A 15,033-nucleotide genomic window follows, 5' to 3' on the forward strand; every position below is an offset into this window, starting at 1 on the left:
TGGATTGCATGTTGCACAGGAGAGCCATACGGCTCTCCTGTTTTTGTTTCCATCCCTCCTCTATATATGATAAAATATAGATATTAGGAGGGGATATTGCCATGCTATCAATCGCAGCCATCAAGGAACGCATTGTTCCTGTATGCAAAAAGTACCCCATACGAAAAGCCTATCTTTTTGGATCGTATGCACGCGGCAATGCAACCGAAGCAAGCGATGTCGACTTACGTATCGAAGGAGATATTAAGAGTTTTTTCATGCTGGGAGGCATCTATTCCGATCTTTCGGATGCACTCGGTACAGAACTCGATCTGTTAAGCAAGCTCCCTGATTCCGAAACATTTCAGGCGAATCTGAGAAAAGACGAGGTGCTGCTCTATGAACGATAGAGACAGACAGATTGCAAAACACATCCTGCGACATTGTGCTGAGCTAATGAACACCGTAGAGAGGTTCCGCACTTCAAAAGAAATTTTCAAGCACGATCATGTCTTTTACAATGCGTGCTGCATGTCGCTCTTTCAGATTGGTGAACTTTCCAAACGCATATCGGAGGAGTTCAAAAGCATTCACGCAGATCTGCCGTGGTCTGAAATGCGCGGCATGCGAAATCTCTTTGCACATGAATACGAATCCGTAGACAAGGAACTGCTGTGGGAGACGATCATCAGTGATATTCCTGCACTATATCGACAACTGCATAAAATTTATTCTTTATGAACAAAATCCTCAACAAACTCCACGCACTCAAACGCCGCGAGCGGATCTACGGCATACGCAACCCGCTCACCTATGATTTCCTCCATCACAATCTGCACCACCTGCACGTCCTGCTGTTCCACAGCGCCGATCAGCAGGACTTTACGCGCGGCGCGATCGTGCGGCAGCTGCTCATCTTCATGCTGCCCATCCTGCTCTCACAACTGCTCCAACAGTTCTACACCATCGCAGACACCGCACTCATCGGGCAGGTGCTCGGCGCAGAGGCACTCGCGGCGGTCGGCACGGCAGGGCTCATTCTCTCCGTCATTGTCAACTTCTTCATCGGCTTTTCGGCGGGACTCAGCGTCCTCATCTCCCATCTCTATGGGGAAAAGGAATATGTGCGTCTGAGTGGGCTTGTGCAGAGTATCTTCGTCACCGTATTCGTCTTTGCCGTTCTCTTCACGGCGGCGGGCATCGTACTGACGCCCGTCCTCCTCACCGCGCTCTCCACCCCCGATGAACTTATCCCGATGGCGAGTCTCTATCTGCGCGTCGCCCTTCTCGGTATGCTCGCGCAGCTCCTCTATAACACAGCAGCCGCCATCCTGCGCGCACTCGGCAACACAACGAGTGTGCTGCACTACCTCGCCGTTGCCGTCGTCCTTAACATCGCACTCGATGTCCTGCTCCTGATCGTCATTCCGTGCGGCATCGCAGGTGCGGCAGCCGCCACCGTGATCGCCCAGTATGCGGCGGCACTGCTCGCCCTGCGCAAATTCCTCCATCTCCACGGTGCATGGCAGCCACGCCTCACGCACCCCTTCTTCCAGCCCGCGCACCTCCTACCCATCCTCGGCACGAGCATCCCCGCAGGGCTGCAGGCGGTCTTTATGAGCATCTCCTCGCTCGTCATTCAGTTCTATATCAACTCCTTCGGCTACGCGGCGATGGCGGGCATGACCGTCTATGCGCGCATCGAGGGCTTTCTCTACTATCCGCTCTTCGCATTCGGCATTGCACTCACGAGCTTCATCGGACAGAACATCGGCGCACATGACCTCATGCGCGTACGGGAGGGTCTGCATGTGAGTCTGAAACTTGCGGGATTCGGCACAATGGGAATGGCACTCGTCACAGGACTCGCCGCTCCCACGCTTGTTTCCCTGTTTACGAGCGATCCTGCCGTCACAGAGAACGCGCTTGACGCCGTCTACTGTACCTTCCCATTTTACTTTCTCTATGGCATCAATCAGATCTACATCGGAGCGATCCGAGGGCTCGGCGATACGCTCTATCCGATGCTGACCGCACTCGCCGCCTACTGCGTATTCCGCGTTGCATGGTGCTATGGATGGGACCTCGTCGGCATCCACTCCATGCACATCGTCTACAATGCATATAATGTCAGCTTCCTCGTTATGGGAGTGCTCCTCTGGATGGGCTGCCGGAGAGCACTGCACCGGATGCCGCAGAACAACGACGCATAGGGAAGCACTGATAAATTCAGCCGCGCCATCTTAGCGCATCTTTTTCGCCCGCTTTTCGTTAGCAAATCCTCCACATAGCTTTGGCTATGCGTCCGGTTTGCTGCCTCAATCGGACGAAAAAATCTGCGCCAATCTGACGGACTTCATTTTATCAGTGATTCCATAGAAAACGGTCTTATCACACGCACACGCGCGTATGGTAAGACCGTTTTTCGTATACACCTGTCACGGCGTCGCAGGCGTCTCCGCATTCACGGCACTGCGTCGGATCATGTCGCCGACGCGCAGGTCATAGGTGAGTGCCTGCTTGTGCAGTGTCTCGGCGCGTGCAAAGTCCTCGGGCAGCCCCGAATCAAGCCCCTCTATGAAGCTCTCATACGAGGCGATGGATGCCTCCGTCGCTGCCTTGCGCTGCGCGGCGAGGTACGCTGCGCCGCGCGGAATCTCGACAGCATCCAACTCATGCTGATATTTTTTCAGCGCGGGGATCATATCTTCCTGCAGAAGACGGATGAGTGCCTTGCGGTGATCGATCGTATAGGTGCTGCGCTCCGTCTCCGTCAGGTAGCGGAACTCGTTCTGCGACGAGCGGAACACACCGTTGTAGCGGTCGACGATCGGGCGCGTTGCCTCGATGTAGTGCGTGAGATCCTTCCCTGACGCCCTCTGAACCGCCTCAAGATAGGCACGGTAGTTCGCCACGCGCACGATCTGCCACCCCATCTCAGACTTCTCCATGCGCAGTTCCATAGGAAACTCCAGCCCCGTCCCGCCGTCGCGCACGGTGATGTGCGCCACGGCACCGCCGCCGTCACGTTCAACTGCGCCGATGGCGACCAGCTCCGTGTCGCGCAGATGACTGCACTCCATCAGATACTCGTAATCGATGCCGAGCTGCCGTCCCTTGAGTTCATCAACGCCCTCGGGCTCCGCCCACACAGAGTTTTGAACGGCGTTTTCAATCGTGCGCACGAGCCCCCCTGCAACACTCCCCTTGATGTTCTGATAGAACTTGCCGGAGGCAGTGCGTTCGGACTCCCCCAGACTCGTATCACGCGCAAAGAGGACATAGGTGAGATCATCATAGCCCGCATCGGCAACCGCCGCAACATTGACACGCCGCTGAAATCCCTCCAAATCATGCGCCTCGATTGCAGCAGCTGCGCGCGCGAGCGCATATTCCGGACGCTGGATGTAGTAGGCAAGGTACCACGCGATCGCCAAAATCGTGACGACGATCAGGCTCGCCGCAAGCACAAACCTCCGCTTGTGCGCCTTGCGACGGCGTGCCAATCGCACCCGCCACGCAAACTGGTCCACCGACACTGCCGCACCTCCCTTCGCACAAATGTAAACGATGATATTATAGCATTGAACGGCATTTCGTTCAATCATCTGCCATGCGTCTTTCCAAGAATAGGACAAATACCAAAAAGACGCCCATCGGACGTCTCTTTTCATGCGATATTTATGCCCCGAGCACTTCGTCCATCGAGAGCTTCATACGCTCAATGGCGATTTCGAGCTCGGGCTTTCCAATATTCAGCGGCGGATTGAAGTAGAGGACATCGCCGAGCGGGCGCAAGAGCAGCCCGTGTTTCAGCGCGCGGCGGTAGATCGCGTAGCCGAGCCGGCGCTTGCCGTCAAAGGGGCGCTTCTCTCCCCTGTCCTCAACCAGTTCCACGGCGTGAATCAGCCCGATGTGGCGGATCTCGCCGACATTCGGATGTGTGCCGAACACCTCCGTCAATCGTTCCGTCAGCCATCGCGCGGTCTCTGCGGCACGCTCCAATATATTCTCCTCATCAAGAATGTCGAGCACGGCGAGCGCAGCCGCGCAGCCGAGCGGGTTGCCCGCGTAGGTGTGCGAGTGCATAAACGCCTTGCCCTCGCTCCAGTCGGCGTAGAATGCCTCGTAAATTTTTTCTTTCACAATGGTGATCGACATCGGCATATAGCCGCCCGTCAGCCCCTTCGACAGACACATGATGTCGGGCGTGATCCCAGCGCGCTCGCACGCAAAGAGTCGCCCCGTGCGCCCGAAGCCCGTCGCAATCTCGTCCGCGATGAGGAGCACGTCATGCGCATCGCAGAGAGCGCACAATTTTCGCAGGTATTCCTCGGGATAGATGCGCATGCCCGCGCTCCCCTGCAGGAGCGGCTCGACGATCATCGCCACCGTTTCGTGCCCGTGTTCTGCAAACGCACGCTCCGCATGGACAAAGCATTCGCATGCACAGTCCTCACGCGTTGCTCCAAACGGACAGCGATAGCAGTCGGGCGCCTCGACGTGAATGTTGTCCATCATCATGGGCTGATACATCTCGGCGAAGAGATCCATGCTCCCAACCGAGAGCGCGCCGATGGTCTCGCCGTGGTAGCCCTCCGTGAGGCACATAAAGCGCGTTTTCTCCGTGCGCCCCGTCTGCTGGCAGTATTGGAACGCCATCTTAAGCGCCGCCTCAACCGCTGAGGAGCCATTGTCGTTGAAGTGAAACTTCGTCAGTCCCTCGGGCACGAGCGACGCCAGTCGCTCGGCAAGCTCGATCGCGGGACGATGGGAGAAGTTTGCAAAGATGACGTGCTCGAGGCGTTCAAGCTGCTCCTTGAGCGCCGCATTGATCTTTTCGTTCGCGTGCCCAAGTAGGTTTGCCCACCACGAGCTTACGATATCGAGATAGGCATGTCCGTGTACGTCGTAGAGCCACACTCCCTTTGCGTGGTCGATCACCATCGGCGGCAGCTGCTCGTAGTCCTTCATCTGCGCGCACGGGTGCCAAATGTGGCGAAGGTCGCGCTCCTCAATCGTCGGCATAAAGCTCTCCCTCTCTCTTAGTCATACAGTGCGGCAAGCGCATCCACCGCCATCGGCAGCTCCACGGCACCGTGCTCCACACAGGCGAGCACGCGCACTCCCGTCAGTGCCTCAACCATCTTCACATTGTCCTCCTGCATCGTGCCGCCCTGCCAGTTGTTGAAGATAAAACCCTTCAGCGGAATGCCGCGCATCCTCAGATGCTCTGCCGTCAGGACGGCGGCGTTGATCGTGCCGAGTCCTGCATCCGCGACGACGAGCGCGGAGAGTCCGAGGCGCAGGACGAGATCGTCCAAGACAACATGCTCCACGTCATCCCAACGCAGGGGACAGATAATGCCGCCGCTCCCCTCCACCGTCAGATAGTCTGTCCGCTCCTGTGCCTGTTTGAAGTCCTGCTCGACTTTGTCGAAATCCATGGGACGGTTTTCAATCTGCGCGGCAAGATGAGGAGATACGGCGTCACGATAGATGTAGGAGACGCTTGCATCCTCTGCCGCGAGTCCCGCAATCTGCGCCACATGGAGCGCATCGCCCGGCAGGAGCGTGCCGTCCGCGAGGGTCTCCGCCCCCGAGAGCGCCGCCTTGTAGTAGCCTGCACGCAGCCCCGCATCCACGAGTTTTTTCACAATCAACCCCGTGACGTAGGTCTTGCCGATGTCCGTACCCGTCCCCGTGATAAATAATGCCTTGCCCATGCTGTCAATGAACTCCCTTCCTGCTGACCTATGTATCTTGTGCGATATGCTGTCGTGCCACTGAGCGAACCCTAGTGAAGCAAGCGGAGAATAGCGTGCGACTCGCCCCCGGCGTACTTCTTTCGTTCAAGCGTAGCGCGTTTAAGAAGTGCGCCGGTATTTAGGCGAACGAGCACGCGACCGTTTGCGTAACGAGGCGTTCGCGAAGGGCACACAGCAGAGACGTTTACAGCCAAAGTCCCGCCTTCTGTGTCCGCACGCCGATGTATGCCGCCGCCACGCAGAGCAGAAAATCCGGCACAACCTGTAGCACACCGCAGTACCAGATCGCGACCCAAAAGCCGATCGGCGCGTCGATGATATAGTTCGACGCGAAGTAAAAATACGAAATACCAAAGACATAGACGACCACCATGCCCAGAAGGCATGCGATAAGTGCACGACGAAATGTCGGTGCCCCCATGCGGACGAACGCACCCGTCACCCAGCCCTGCACGATGAATCCCACAAGGTAGCCGAACGTCGGCTGAAGCACATAGCCCGGTCCCCCGCCCGAGGCAAAGACCGGAATCCCGACCAGTCCCATCAGCACATATGTCCCGATCGCAAGTGCTCCGAGCCGCGCTCCAAGCATCAGCCCCGCAAGCAGGGTAAAGAGGAACTGGAGCGTATACACATCCGTCCCGACCGGAATGCGGACGAATGCACCGACGGCAACGAGCGCAATGAAGAGTCCGCAGAGAATTATTTCTCGTAGCTTCATAATGTTCAGATACCTCCAAGCATATTTATCAATGAAATAAATCTGTTTTATCATACACTCTTCGTGTTTTACTGTCAACCAATTTATTTTATTCCAGTTTACAAATATTTTCGCACAAAAAAAAGACAGCACGCAGACTGTCCGATGTGTGATACCGTTGTTGATGTTATCTATTCGGTGGACGGTCAATCTAGGGAATCACTGATAAAATGAAGTCTGCCAGATTGGCGTAGATTTTTCGTCCGAACAAGGTGGAAAACCGGACGCAGAGTGATGCTCTGTGGAGGATTTTCCGCCGAAGTGCGGGCAAAAAAGATGCGTCAAGATGGTAGTGCTGAATTTATCAGTGACTCCCTGAGCCCTAGAGGGTGGTGATTGACTATGAACGAAACAAATATTGCGCTTTTGTTGCTTGTCGTTCTAGTATTACTGATAAAAAAGTAAACCGCCCCATAGCAGCCAAGTTATAGGCGGTTTTACTTTCCAACTATACAAGGGGCTGGCCGTTTACACGACAGCACCTTTTCTATGTGTATTATACAACAGAACGCAAATCATTTCAAGCACTATCGTTTCGTCACCCGCACGCGATCCATCTCTGTCCCATCGGGCAGGAAGCACGCGATCTCGAGTGCCTCCCGCGTGACATCCATTGTGAGATAGTTGTCCGTCTCGGGCTGCGGCAGCGTCACCTCATCGAAGGCGTGATCGATCCAGAGATTCGGATAGCGCACATTGCCCGCCACACCTGTAAGGATGTAGAGTGGTCCCTTCTTGTTCGGCGTCTTCTCGAATCCGAAGATGTGCCCGCGATTCCGATACGTGTGCAGATGTGCCGAAAAGACAACGTCGATTGCAAGCTCGTCAAAGATGGGCATCCAGACACGTCCGTTCTCCTCATCAATACCCTCCTGCCGCTCGGGACGCCCGTTGATCCGATATTGCAGCACATCCTTGTGCATGAGAACAACGTTCCAGCGCTTGCGATTTGCTTTCAAGTCGCGGCGAATCCATGCCAGCTGTTCCTCGACCAGCCCATTCTTAAACTCTCCGATTTCCTTCTGCTGCGTGCAGAGCACAATGTAGTGCACATCACCGTAGTCAAACGAGTAGTAGTAGCGCTCGAATGCCTTGCTCCCGTTCGTGGGTGTCTTAAAATAATGCAGGTACGCCTCGGGCAGGCGCACCTTCCAATTGAGGTCGTACGTCTCGTGGTTGCCCATCACGGGTGCGATTGGAATCACGCGCTTCATTTCCTCCACACCGCCGAAGAAGTCCATCCACTGCCGGCGATCCTCTCCGTTGTCCACAAGATCGCCCATACAGGCAAAGATCTGTGCGTCCGTATTGCGTGCCCATGCGAGATGTGCCATCTCCTTCCAGTCCGCATAGTCAGAGGACTGGGAGTCCGGAAAGATCAACATTTTGTATGCTTCATTGGCGTTCGGCGCATAGATTTCCCACCAATCCGTCGCCATCTCCCCAGCCGTAATGCGATACTGGTACTTCGTGCCCGGGGTCAGCTGATCGAGCTCTGCCGCATACTGATAGACCTCGATGCCCTCATCCGTAAATCGATCATCCATCACAGGATAGCGGCGCACGATCTCCTCCTTCCCCCGCACGCGCAGCTCGACGGTCTGCTGCTCCGTGGGCGTGGATATTTCCCACATAAGGACGCGCGCCCGCCCCGTATCCCCCGCAACGATCTGGCGCAGGCGCTCAACGTACAGCACACCGGGGAACTGACGCAGAGCCGTGTCCCGAAGTCCGCGCAGTCCACCGAGATGCCAGAGCGCCGCTCCGCCTGCCGCGACTACACCTGCCGCAGCAGCCACCTTAATAAAGGTACGACGATTGATACTGTTCTTATTTCCCATAGATTCATTCCTTTATATACTCACTGCACCTCATCACACTCCTTGGTGCAGACTCCAAGTCAAGCTTTTTCGTTCATTTCATGCGGACTGCAAATAGCAGGAGGCAAGTTCCTCCGCCGTGAGTTCTCGTCCCTGTGCGCGCAGCTTAAGATAGCGCGCGACATCCACGCAGCTGATCCGTCCGTCGGGGAGGAAACTGCCCGTATCGCAGGCGATGATATTGTTCGGCAAAAAGAGCGGTACATTTCGCCCGTCGAGCGCCTGTGTCGGTGTGTGCCCCACGACGACAAGCTCCGCTCCCCTATAGTTATCGAAAAAGCTGTCGCGAATCCAAAGAAGATCCTGCGATGTCTGTTTTTTGCGCGTGGGATTGATCCCTGCATGGACGAAGAGCACGCTCTGCACTCCATGCGTCACACGAAAATAAAGGGGTCTCGCCTTGACAAACGCAATGAGCTCCTCGGACTCATGAGAGGGCAGCGCCGCAAGCTGCATCTTCGTCACCTTGCCGCCGTTCATCAGCCAGATATCGAAATGTCCGAAAAGCGTTCTGCCGAGCCCGTGTTCCTTCAGATAGCCGAGCATCATCGCCTCGTGGTTGCCGCAGAGCGCGTGAACGTTCTCGTACCGCTCCACCTGCTCATGCACAAAGCGCAGGACATCCACGGGCGCAGCGCCGCGGTCAATGTAGTCCCCGAGAAAGACGAGCAGATCTTGTTGATCGTCAAACGCAATCGTTTTCCAAAGTGCACGCAGTTTGTCCACATAACCGTGGATATCCCCCACGGCAAGAATCCGTCGAAATGCCATGGAAACCGCCCCCTTTCACTCTTTATTATATCGCATCGCGTCTGAAATGAACATGAGAGTCACAAATCTTTCTATGTATTCCGTGCCAATTCAAGCTGTATGATTGACATTCTGCGCCGCGCGATATATGATACGAATGTTGGGATATGTTCATGTATCATGCGCAGGAGGAAGCAAATGATAGAACGCTATACGCGTCCGGAGATGGGACATCTCTGGTCGATCCAAAACGAGTGGCAGACCATCCTGAACGTGGAGATTGCCGCGTGCGAAGCGATGGCAGAGCTGGGTGAGATCCCCACCGCCGCCGTGGAGAATATCAAGAAGAACGCACGGTTCGATGTCGCACGCATCAACGAGATCGAAAAGACCACCGATCATGACATCATTGCATTCCTCACAAACCTTGAGGAGAACGTCGGTGAGGACTCGAAATACATCCACAAGGGCCTCACGTCGAGCGATGTCAAGGACACGGCGTACTGCATCATGATGCGCGATGCCGCCGCGATCATCGAGGGTGATCTGCACGCATTCCGCGAGGTACTGCGCCGCCGCGCTGAGGAGTTCCGCCACACGCCCTGCATCGGGCGCACGCACGGCATCCATGCGGAGCCGATGACGTTCGGGCTGAAGCTGCTCCTCTGGAGCGCGGAGATCGAGCGCGACATCGAGCGCCTCACGCGCGCGAAGGAGGTCGTCTCCGTCGGCAAGCTCTCGGGCGCCGTCGGCACCTACTCCAACATCGACCCGCGCATCGAGGAGCTGACGTGCAAAAAGCTCGGGCTGACGCCCGTCCGTCTGGCGACACAGGTCATCCAGCGCGACCGCCACGCCGAATTTGTCACGACGCTCGCCATCATCGCGGGCACGATGGAGAAGATCGCGACCGAGATCCGCAACCTGCAGCGCACGGACATCCGTGAGGCAGAGGAGTTCTTCAAGGCGGGGCAGAAGGGCTCGTCCGCGATGCCGCACAAGCGCAACCCGATCAACTGCGAGCGCGTTTCGGGCATGGCACGCCTCGTGCGCGGCAACGCCGTCGCGGCGCTCGAGGACATGACGCTCTGGCATGAGCGCGACATCTCGCACTCCTCCGTCGAACGCGTCATCCTGCCCGACGCGACGATCAACGTGGACTACTGCCTGCACAAGCTGACGGGCATCGTCGACAAGCTGCTCGTCTACCCCGACGCCATGCTGCACAACATGAACCGCACGGGCGGGCTCATCTACAGTCAGCGCATCCTCACGGCGCTCGTCAACAAGGGCGTCCTGCGCCAGACGGCGTATGTCTGGGTGCAGCGCAACGCCATGAAGCGCTGGCTCGAGAAAGAGGATTTCCGTACCAACGTCGAAAAGGACGCCGACATCTCCGCACACCTCACAAGGGAAGAGATCGACGCGTGCTTTGACTATACCTATTTCCTGCGCCATGTGGATTCCATATTTGCGCGCTTTGATCTCTAAGGGAAAGAATAGGGGGACTCTATCATGTCAACCATCGTTATCACGGGCACACAGTGGGGCGACGAGGGCAAAGGGAAGATCGTCGACTACCTCGCAAGCAAGGCGGACACCGTCGTCCGTTTCCAGGGCGGCTGCAACGCCGGTCACACCGTCGTCGCAGACGGAGAGGAGTACAAGCTGCGCCTCCTGCCGTCGGGCATCCTCTACAAGGGCACACTCAACATCATTGCAAACGGCGTCGCCTTTGATCCCGAGGTCTGCCTGCAGGAGATGGACGCCATGACGGCGCGCGGCATCGACACCTCGAACACCCGCATCTCCGACCGTGCACATGTCGTCATGCCCTATCACCGCCTGATGGACGGCATCGGCGATGCGCAGCGCGGTGCAGACAAGATCGGTACGACGGGGCGCGGCATCGGCCCCTGCTACATGGACCGCGACGACCGCATCGGCATCCGCGTCTGTGACCTCATGGAAAAGGACGAGTTTGCAAAAAAGCTCAAGCGAAATCTTGATATCAAAAACGGCGAGCTCGCTGCGGTCTACCACCATGAACCGCTCGAATACGAAGAAGTATTGAAGGAGTATCAGGGCTACGCCGAGCGCCTGCGCCCACTCGTCACCGACACGATCCCCCTCCTCAACGAGGAGATCGCGGCGGGACATAAGATCCTCTTTGAGGGCGCACAGGCGACCATGCTCGACATCGACTACGGGACCTATCCCTACGTCACGGCATCGCACCCCGTCTCGGGCGGCGTCACCGTTGGCGCGGGCGTCGCACCGAAGAAGATCGACAAGGTTGTCGGCATCGTCAAGGCGTACTGCACGCGCGTCGGTGAGGGGCCCTTCCCCACCGAGCAGCTGAACGCGATCGGCGAAAAGCTGCGCGAGGCGGGGCATGAGTTCGGCACCGTCACGGGACGGCCGCGCCGCACGGGCTGGCTCGATGCGGTCGTCGTCCGCCACGCGGGGCTGCTCTCCGGCATCGACTACATGGCGGTCACACGCCTCGACATTCTCGACGGCTTCGACGAAATCAAGATCTGCACGGGTTACAAGCACAAGGGGCAGCTGCTGAAGGGCGTCCCCGCAAGCCTCAACGTCCTCGCAGAGGTCGAGCCGGTCTACGAGACCTTCTCGGGATGGAAAACGGACATCTCGGGGATCCGCAGCTACGACGACCTGCCCGAGAACGCACGCAAGTATCTCGAGCGCATGGCTGAGATCACGGGCATTGCCCTCGGCATCGTCTCCGTCGGTCCCTCGCGCGAGCAGACCATCGTCCTCGCCAAGGATCTGTTCTAAGGAATCGCTGATAAAATGAAGTCTGTCAGATTGGTGTAGATTTTTTGTTCGATCAAGGAGACAAACCGGACGCATAGCCAAAGCTATGTGGAGGATTTGTCGACGAAGAGAGGGCGAAAAAGATGCGCCAAGATGACAGGGCTGAATTTATCAGTGCTTCCCTAACAATTTCTTTGTAAAAATAATGGCACGCTTACGCATTTACGCACGGCGTGCCGTTTTTATTGCGCTTGACTACTACGATTCAATCGTAGTAAACTATGAAAAGAGGCAGGTGATCCCATTGAGGCTATCCAGAATGTTTGTCCAGCCAACCACATTCCTCAGAGAATGGAAACGCCTCGGGTTCACCGATGAAGATCTACGGCGTATGGAGTATCAACTCCTGCAAAATCCTAAGATGGGCGATGTCATTCAGGGAACGGGACGTCTGCGCAAGATGCGTTTTTCCTATGAACATCGTGGAAAGAGCGGCAGCGTCCGCTCTGCTACGTCGACTTTGAACAGTACGAACAGATCTACCTGTTTGCTGTCTTCGCCAAAAATGAGCAGGATAATCTGTCTTCCTCGGAATGCGCCCTGCTCAAAAAACAAATTGAGAGGCTTGAGAAAACCTTACAAAGGAGGTTCTTTGAATGAGTACGGCTTTTTCCATGCTGTCCACCGCACTGGGTGAAGCAATTGAAGATGCGGAGGGGCGCGGGATAAAACTTCGGCGTGAACATCTCAGCATCGAGATAGAACCGTTACCCGTCTATTCGGCAGAACGAATCAAGTCAATTCGCCAAACAGCAGGTGTGACACAGAGAACCTTCGCCTCTTACTTCGGTGTTTCCTGCCGCACCATTGAGGCTTGGGAGTCCGGAAAAAACCACCCCTCCGGTCCTTCCAAGAGACTGCTCCACTTACTGGAAAACAAACAGTGCTCCATTGTGCGCTGACAAAAAACGAGGATTGCCATACACAGCAATCCTCGTTTTATTATGCCACCGCAAAGCCCGCCTCAACAAAAAATTTCCGGTATACCTCCGCCTTCGCTTCGAGCTTCATCGGGTAGGCGCGCGAGGTGGACGGGAGACGCGTGACGAGGAGATCACGGTCGCCGCAGCGTGCGGCGATGGTTTCTCCCGTCTTGAAGTCCTTTGCCCTCACCTCCGTCTCAAGGAGTGAGAGCAGGATCTCCGTCGCCTTGCCGCCCGTCGTACAGATGCGGCGGCACTGCGGAATTTTCTCCAAAATCTCGGGCAGTTCAACCGTCTCCACAACCTTCAGATAGGCATCGGATGCATTCCCATGCGTACGAATGGCACGGCGCACTCCGGGGCAGGAGGCAATGCCGCGCTCCGTGAGAAATGCCTTGATCTTCTCCGCGTCAAACGCCTTTTCTCCCGCACGCTGAAAGTGCATCGCGTCACCGAAGAATACGAGCCCATAGACGCGCCACATATCGTTTTGGAAATTCGGATAGTGAAACTCCATCGTCCGCTTCTCTGCCGCCGGCGGGAAGCTCCCCATCATCAGTAAGCTCGCATGGGGCGGCAGAAACGGCGGGAACGGGCGAAGCTCGATCTGCTGTTCATCGGTCATGATTGCACCTCAGAGCAAGCCGAGCGCATGCTGCACGATGAGCGACGTGCCCGCCACTGCGATCCAGCAGACCATGCCGAGTATGAGTGGACGCGTCCCGTTCTTGATGAGCGACGGGAGATCCGTATTCAGTCCGATCGCGCTCATCGCGAGCACAATGGAGAACTTGCCGAGCGTTCCGAGCCCGTGCGAAATCTCTGCGGGGATAATGCCCGTCGTGTTCACGATGCACGCGAGCACAAAGTAGAGCACGAACATCGGAAAGATTCGCTGCAACGAGAAGCCTGCGCCGCTCTTCGCCGCCCCGCGCATCATCAGCAGAGCAAAAAACAGACAGACCGGCACAATCATAAGCGTACGCGTCAGCTTGACAATCGTCGCATATGCACCCGCGTCGTGGCTGTATGCGTAGCCCGCCGCGACGACGGACGAGGTGTCGTTGATCGCCGTACCCGCCCACATGCCGAAGCCCGCGTCCGACATCCCGACGGAATGCCCGATGAAGGGAAAAATAAAGACCGCGAGGACATTGAAGAAGAAGATGGTCGCAATCGAAATGACCACATCGCGATCCTTTGCCCCGATGACGGGCGCGACTGCCGCGATTGCAGAACCCCCGCAGATCGCCGTGCCCGCGCCGACGAGCGAGGTCATATCGCGATCCAGCCCGAGCACCTTCCCCATCAGGAACGCCGCACCGAACGCAGCGAGCAATGTAAAGATCATGACGTAGAGCGACTGCTCCCCGACCTCGACGACATGAAAGAGATTCATCTCGAAGCCGAGCAGGATGATCGCGTATTGGAGAATTTTCTTGCCCGTGAATTGAATCCCCTTCTCCACCGCATGCGGCCGCCGCTTCTTCGCAAACAGCATGCCGAGCAGAATACCGAACACGGGACCGCCCACGATTGGGAAGTACAGCCCCAAGATATACGCCGGTATCGCAAAGAGCAGCGCATAGAGAATGCCGTCCATATATTCGCGTTTCATACATTCACCTCTCTCAGAACAAACCTACTATTCCCTTCATCTTACACCTTTTTCCGTTAAAATGCACGAAAAAACTACCGCATCCTCCTATGCAAGGCGAGATGCGGCACAACGATGCGATTCCCTAAGAAAACAGCTCCGCCCACTCCTTTTCGCGGAAGCCCGTGAGCACACGATCCTGCGTGATGAGCAGCGGACGCTTCACAAGCATGCCGTCGGACGCAAGTACGGCGTACTGCTCCTCCTCCGTCATCGCAGGCAGCTTGTCCTTGAGCGCGAGCTCACGGTAGAGCATCCCACTCGTGTTGAAAAACCGCTTCAGCGGCAGTCCGCTTCTTGCGTGCCACGCACGCAGCTCGTCTGCCGTCGGCTTCTCCGCCACGATGTCGCGCATCGGCGCCGCGCAGCCGTGCGCGCGCAAAAACTTCTCCGCCTTCTGGCAGGTCGAACACTTCGGATAACCGATAAAGAGCACATCGTTCTTTGACATTGTCATTCCTCCTTCAAACGCAGT

The 15,033-nt window shown here is 56.5% G+C and carries 16 protein-coding genes and 1 pseudogene; 7 read left to right on the forward strand and 10 right to left on the reverse strand.

The window, feature by feature from the left end; all coding sequences use genetic code 11:
- Positions 1-101 precede the first annotated feature (101 nt).
- The 3 genes from HMPREF9081_RS12375 to HMPREF9081_RS12385 are packed head-to-tail and all read left to right on the forward strand — an operon-like array spanning position 102 to position 2,192.
- On the forward strand, positions 102-389 hold the full coding sequence (locus HMPREF9081_RS12375) for a nucleotidyltransferase family protein (protein WP_006307753.1): 288 nt from the start codon (positions 102-104) through the stop codon (positions 387-389).
- Positions 379-720, forward strand: coding sequence for a HepT-like ribonuclease domain-containing protein (locus tag HMPREF9081_RS12380; RefSeq protein ID WP_006307754.1), 342 nt, complete (start codon positions 379-381; stop codon positions 718-720). The genes HMPREF9081_RS12375 and HMPREF9081_RS12380 overlap by 11 nt, the downstream gene beginning before the upstream one ends.
- Entirely contained in the window at positions 717-2,192 is a 1,476-nt protein-coding gene (locus HMPREF9081_RS12385) for an MATE family efflux transporter (protein WP_006307755.1), read from the forward strand. Before HMPREF9081_RS12380 ends, HMPREF9081_RS12385 begins: the two co-directional genes overlap by 4 nt.
- On the opposite strand, the pseudogene HMPREF9081_RS14665 reads toward HMPREF9081_RS12385, so the two are convergent.
- The 7 genes and pseudogenes from HMPREF9081_RS14665 to HMPREF9081_RS12415 form a co-directional block, all read right to left on the reverse strand.
- A pseudogene (locus HMPREF9081_RS14665) lies at positions 2,192-2,302 on the reverse strand (secretion protein HlyD); the annotation flags it as partial. The gene HMPREF9081_RS12385 and the pseudogene HMPREF9081_RS14665 sit on opposite strands and share 1 nt — an antisense overlap.
- A 115-nt stretch (positions 2,303-2,417) precedes the next feature.
- Positions 2,418-3,518: a hypothetical protein gene (locus HMPREF9081_RS12390; protein ID WP_083812241.1), complete on the reverse strand. Its 1,101-nt coding sequence runs from the start codon at positions 3,516-3,518 to the stop codon at positions 2,418-2,420.
- A gap of 142 nt (positions 3,519-3,660) precedes the next feature.
- Positions 3,661-5,007 (reverse strand): adenosylmethionine--8-amino-7-oxononanoate transaminase, encoded by a 1,347-nt coding sequence (gene bioA, locus HMPREF9081_RS12395; protein ID WP_006307757.1) that lies wholly within the window; start codon positions 5,005-5,007, stop codon positions 3,661-3,663.
- A gap of 17 nt (positions 5,008-5,024) precedes the next feature.
- Complete coding sequence (bioD, locus tag HMPREF9081_RS12400; protein WP_006307758.1) at positions 5,025-5,705, reverse strand: dethiobiotin synthase; 681 nt, start codon at positions 5,703-5,705, stop codon at positions 5,025-5,027.
- 226 nt (positions 5,706-5,931) lie between these two features.
- Complete coding sequence (locus HMPREF9081_RS12405; protein WP_040395283.1) at positions 5,932-6,468, reverse strand: biotin transporter BioY; 537 nt, start codon at positions 6,466-6,468, stop codon at positions 5,932-5,934.
- Positions 6,469-7,034: 566 nt separating this feature from the next.
- The gene (locus HMPREF9081_RS12410; RefSeq protein WP_006307760.1) at positions 7,035-8,348 is read right to left on the reverse strand and encodes a purple acid phosphatase family protein; all 1,314 of its coding nucleotides are present in this window, start codon (positions 8,346-8,348) and stop codon (positions 7,035-7,037) included.
- 78 nt (positions 8,349-8,426) lie between these two features.
- Positions 8,427-9,158, reverse strand: coding sequence for a metallophosphoesterase family protein (locus HMPREF9081_RS12415; protein ID WP_006307761.1), 732 nt, complete (start codon positions 9,156-9,158; stop codon positions 8,427-8,429).
- Between the two features lie 177 nt (positions 9,159-9,335).
- Here HMPREF9081_RS12415 and purB point away from each other — a divergent pair, with 177 nt between their 5' ends.
- The 4 genes from purB to HMPREF9081_RS12430 all read left to right on the forward strand — a co-directional run bounded on the left by purB (position 9,336) and on the right by HMPREF9081_RS12430 (position 12,880).
- Positions 9,336-10,628: an adenylosuccinate lyase gene (gene purB, locus HMPREF9081_RS12420; protein WP_040395286.1), complete on the forward strand. Its 1,293-nt coding sequence runs from the start codon at positions 9,336-9,338 to the stop codon at positions 10,626-10,628.
- Positions 10,629-10,652: 24 nt separating this feature from the next.
- The gene (locus HMPREF9081_RS12425; protein ID WP_006307763.1) at positions 10,653-11,939 is read left to right on the forward strand and encodes an adenylosuccinate synthase; all 1,287 of its coding nucleotides are present in this window, start codon (positions 10,653-10,655) and stop codon (positions 11,937-11,939) included.
- A gap of 39 nt (positions 11,940-11,978) precedes the next feature.
- The gene (locus HMPREF9081_RS14675) at positions 11,979-12,104 is read left to right on the forward strand and encodes a secretion protein HlyD (RefSeq protein ID WP_071778234.1); all 126 of its coding nucleotides are present in this window, start codon (positions 11,979-11,981) and stop codon (positions 12,102-12,104) included.
- Between the two features lie 470 nt (positions 12,105-12,574).
- Positions 12,575-12,880 (forward strand): helix-turn-helix domain-containing protein, encoded by a 306-nt coding sequence (locus tag HMPREF9081_RS12430; RefSeq protein WP_006307764.1) that lies wholly within the window; start codon positions 12,575-12,577, stop codon positions 12,878-12,880.
- Positions 12,881-12,920: 40 nt separating this feature from the next.
- Here the strand turns inward: HMPREF9081_RS12430 and HMPREF9081_RS12435 are convergent, their stop codons facing one another.
- The 3 genes from HMPREF9081_RS12435 to HMPREF9081_RS12445 all read right to left on the reverse strand — a co-directional run bounded on the left by HMPREF9081_RS12435 (position 12,921) and on the right by HMPREF9081_RS12445 (position 15,009).
- Positions 12,921-13,526, reverse strand: a complete 606-nt coding sequence (locus HMPREF9081_RS12435; protein WP_006307765.1) for a hypothetical protein — start codon at positions 13,524-13,526, stop codon at positions 12,921-12,923.
- Between the two features lie 9 nt (positions 13,527-13,535).
- On the reverse strand, positions 13,536-14,519 hold the full coding sequence (locus HMPREF9081_RS12440) for a YeiH family protein (RefSeq protein WP_006307766.1): 984 nt from the start codon (positions 14,517-14,519) through the stop codon (positions 13,536-13,538).
- Positions 14,520-14,643: 124 nt separating this feature from the next.
- Positions 14,644-15,009 (reverse strand): arsenate reductase family protein, encoded by a 366-nt coding sequence (locus tag HMPREF9081_RS12445; RefSeq protein WP_040395289.1) that lies wholly within the window; start codon positions 15,007-15,009, stop codon positions 14,644-14,646.
- Positions 15,010-15,033 lie beyond the last annotated feature (24 nt).

Source organism: Centipeda periodontii DSM 2778 (genome assembly GCF_000213975.1).
GTDB classification, from domain to species: domain Bacteria; phylum Bacillota; class Negativicutes; order Selenomonadales; family Selenomonadaceae; genus Centipeda; species Centipeda periodontii.

What these genes read in the sequence shown, in the direction of transcription:
- HMPREF9081_RS12405 (WP_040395283.1), bottom strand. Translation starts at nt 6,468, where the DNA reads ATGAAGCTACGAGAAATAATTCTCTGCGGACTCTTCATTGCGCTCGTT.
- HMPREF9081_RS12410 (WP_006307760.1), bottom strand. Translation starts at nt 8,348, where the DNA reads ATGGGAAATAAGAACAGTATCAATCGTCGTACCTTTATTAAGGTGGCT.
- HMPREF9081_RS12385 (WP_006307755.1), top strand. Translation starts at nt 717, where the DNA reads ATGAACAAAATCCTCAACAAACTCCACGCACTCAAACGCCGCGAGCGG.
- HMPREF9081_RS12435 (WP_006307765.1), bottom strand. Translation starts at nt 13,526, where the DNA reads ATGACCGATGAACAGCAGATCGAGCTTCGCCCGTTCCCGCCGTTTCTG.
- HMPREF9081_RS12415 (WP_006307761.1), bottom strand. Translation starts at nt 9,158, where the DNA reads ATGGCATTTCGACGGATTCTTGCCGTGGGGGATATCCACGGTTATGTG.
- bioD (WP_006307758.1), bottom strand. Translation starts at nt 5,705, where the DNA reads ATGGGCAAGGCATTATTTATCACGGGGACGGGTACGGACATCGGCAAG.
- HMPREF9081_RS12375 (WP_006307753.1), top strand. Translation starts at nt 102, where the DNA reads ATGCTATCAATCGCAGCCATCAAGGAACGCATTGTTCCTGTATGCAAA.
- bioA (WP_006307757.1), bottom strand. Translation starts at nt 5,007, where the DNA reads ATGCCGACGATTGAGGAGCGCGACCTTCGCCACATTTGGCACCCGTGC.
- HMPREF9081_RS12430 (WP_006307764.1), top strand. Translation starts at nt 12,575, where the DNA reads ATGAGTACGGCTTTTTCCATGCTGTCCACCGCACTGGGTGAAGCAATT.
- HMPREF9081_RS12445 (WP_040395289.1), bottom strand. Translation starts at nt 15,009, where the DNA reads ATGTCAAAGAACGATGTGCTCTTTATCGGTTATCCGAAGTGTTCGACC.
- HMPREF9081_RS12440 (WP_006307766.1), bottom strand. Translation starts at nt 14,519, where the DNA reads ATGAAACGCGAATATATGGACGGCATTCTCTATGCGCTGCTCTTTGCG.
- purB (WP_040395286.1), top strand. Translation starts at nt 9,336, where the DNA reads ATGATAGAACGCTATACGCGTCCGGAGATGGGACATCTCTGGTCGATC.
- HMPREF9081_RS12380 (WP_006307754.1), top strand. Translation starts at nt 379, where the DNA reads ATGAACGATAGAGACAGACAGATTGCAAAACACATCCTGCGACATTGT.
- HMPREF9081_RS12425 (WP_006307763.1), top strand. Translation starts at nt 10,653, where the DNA reads ATGTCAACCATCGTTATCACGGGCACACAGTGGGGCGACGAGGGCAAA.